The organism is Bacillus sp. LL01 (genome assembly GCF_001037965.1).
This window is the reverse complement of sequence record NZ_LFEL01000275.1, coordinates 1-3,114: the sequence shown is the minus strand read 5'-3', so window position 1 is coordinate 3,114 and position 3,114 is coordinate 1. Positions and strand designations below refer to the sequence as shown.

Annotated in this window: 2 protein-coding genes; both read right to left on the bottom strand. The window is 35.8% G+C overall.

What is annotated here, in order from left to right:
- Positions 1-114 precede the first annotated feature (114 nt).
- Positions 115-1,701: a response regulator gene (locus AB685_RS29320; RefSeq protein ID WP_053074004.1), complete on the bottom strand. Its 1,587-nt coding sequence runs from the start codon at positions 1,699-1,701 to the stop codon at positions 115-117.
- Positions 1,679-3,114, bottom strand: a 1,436-nt coding sequence (locus tag AB685_RS29315) for a histidine kinase (RefSeq protein WP_047974141.1), incomplete at its 5' end; no start/stop codon positions are given. The genes AB685_RS29320 and AB685_RS29315, both read right to left, overlap by 23 nt.

Genomic DNA, 3,114 nt, shown 5'->3' with positions numbered 1-3,114 from the left:
GGGCAACATAAATTAACGACACCCCTGCAAGAAAACATAGAATACTGACGATTACAGCAGATCCCCTTTTGCTCATCTGTTTTCCTCCTTTCGTTTCCTTTCTTAAAATTCGATTTATAACAATTCGGATTTACGAAATTCCAAAGGTGTTTGCCCGAATTGTTTTTTAAAGACAGTACTAAAGTATCCTGAATTCGAAAAACCAACTAAATTAGCCACATCAATGATTTTAAGCTGGTGATCTTTAAGAAAGTGCTTAGCTTTTTCCATTCGTAAATGAACGAGATAATCACTAAAGTTTTGTCCAACTTGATGTTTAAACGTTTCTGATAAATAAGCACTATTTATATGAAATAATTTAGATAATGAAGTAAGCGAGATCTCATTAGCATAATGCTCGTCCAAATAGTGTCGTATACTTTCAATTAATTTGCTGTTTGAAAAACGAGCTAATCGTACTTTTTCAACAATTAACTGTGCTAATTGGATTAGAAACTCGATTACTTTATGTTGAGAATTTAGCTCCCAAATACTTTGTTGACAATTCCAAATCGTGTTTTGGATATCTTTCGTCTCGGTATCGTATTTCTTCACCAATGAACCTAATAGAAAGAGTACTCGGTTGGCTACAAAGGTAAAAGATAAAACAGATTGCGCCTTTGCTCCCCCAAGGATATTGTTAAGATTTTCTTTAAACATCTCGATATCAACATTTTCAATAGCATTTGTTAACTTTCGTTCAAAATCAGGAGAAAAATCAAAAACTGCCTCTCTCGCTACCGTCTCATCGATTACTTGTGATTGACCGCCAAGTTGACTTTGACTCCAAGAAAGCAAGCTAGAGATATACCCATTTCTAAATTCTTCAAGACCCTTTACAACATTTCCAATTCCTATGACCGTTTCTAAGTTTAAGTAATTCTTGACCTTTTCTTGAATGAACTTAACTAAGTTTGACGTCTGTTCTGGAGTTTTTGAATCGAGCAGCTGCAAGAATTGAACCATATTCGTATAACTTGGATCGTAAAACGAGTACGTTCCTGCATGCTCTTTCGCTATTTCCTTACATAACAATTGAAAAGGAAGCCATAATTCCTTTAATCGATTCGGATTATCCTCTGATTCTCTAATTTCTACCGTTGCAAACTGCACTGTTACATTTTCATCTGCCAGTTCCTCTAACTGCAGCTGCAGAAGCCTCTCTTTCACCATCCTAAGTTGCAACCATTCTCCTTTTACTAATTGAAGGAAATATTGTTCTTGTACTTGCTGAAGATGGGAATGGACAAGCTGACGCATCCGATCTGATTCAATTTGACTTTTCTTCTCTTCCTCGATTTCTTTCCGTATTCTTCTTAATGCTTCTTCTAACTCATCAGGGGCAACGGGTTTTAATAAATAGTCTCTAACTCCCTCCTTCATTGAGCCGCGCACATAGTAAAAATCAGAATACCCCGATAAAACAATCAGCTTTACATGTGGATATTGTTCGTAACACCGTTTAGCTAATTCGACTCCGTCCATAATCGGCATTCTCATATCAGTAATGATTAAATCCACATCAATGTTTTTTAGTAATTCAAGTGCTACTTGACCGTTGGAAGCTTCGGCAACAATTTCAAAGCCTTCTACTTCCCAGTCGACTTTAAACCGTAAGCCTTTACGAACTTGAATCTCATCATCCGTGATTATGACCTTCATCACACATATCCCCCCTAAAATTAATACACAATGTAATCCGTGTCCCTACATTCTTTTCGGACTTTATTTGATAGGAAAAATCTTTTCCATAGTAAAGCTTTAATCGCCCAATTACATTTTTTAGACCAATACTGTTTCCCTTGCTCTCTAATACAGTTATCGTTTCATCATCCACTTTTTCGTTAGTTAAATTCGAGATACCCTCCTCAGACATCCCTATCCCTTTATCTTCAATAACAATGTATACGTTATTTTCAACTTTTTCTGTTTTTATGTAGATTTGTGCAGACGGTTTTTCAATAAAACTATATTTCACTGCATTTTCTACGAGCGGTTGTAAAATAAATTTTATAATCGGAAATCGTTTTGTTTCCAGATCCTCTTCAATTTCAACTTTTATCGCATCCTCATACCTTAGCTTTAAGATGTCTGTGTAACTTTTAATATAATTTACTTCTTCGCCTAACTTCACAACGTTGCTTTTTGTATTCAATGAATACCTCATCATTCTGCCTAAATAAACACTAACATTCATAACCTCTGTATTTTTTCCTTGAACGGCTAATCCCCCAATGATTTCTAGAGTATTGTTTAAAAAATGTGGATTAATCTGCAATAATAACGCTTTGTACTCAGCATCTTTCCGACGCAGGTTCGCCTCGTATTCTGTTTCGATTAACTTTTTTAAGTGTTCAATAGTGCGATCGAACACTTTAATAAGATAACCGACTTCATCGTTATGCGATTTTATTGTCGGCATAAAGCGTTTGGCCCCAGTAAAATCCCCACGTTCAATATATCCCATCGCTTTCGCCAAGTTTCCAAGTGGTCTTGTAATCGTTGAAGAAAGCATGAAAGAAGCGACTATTGTTAGCATAAATACAACACCACTCGTCAGTAGTAAGTTGCGCTGCAAATTGTTCACTTTTGAAAACAAGTCAGACTCAGTCACTTCACTAATTAAAATCCAATCTCCTACCGGTAATTTTTGAAAAAACATAAAGTAAGTTTCACCATTATGTTCTGCTTCGATTAACCCTTTTTGTTGATAGCCATTCATTATTTCAGCCAAACTTTGTTTTAAAATACTACGAGGGAGATCGACTTGTCCTTGAAAAACATTTGACCCTTTTTGGTCGATCAAATAGGCACGACCTTCTTGTCCAATTTTAATTTTATTTAAAGCCTTCTCTAGCAAGTCAGAGGGAAAATTAACTTTGATGACCCCGCTTGGAACTAACGTATTTGTATCAAAGAGAGGCAATATATAACTGTTTATTTCACCGGGATATGGCTGTAATTGGTCGATATGTGACTTTGCAAACTGTTGTTCATTTTCAATAAAATCTTGGAACCACTCTTCCTCATTGAGGTCTGGATTATTCCCCCAAATCCCAGTACCATCATAAAGAA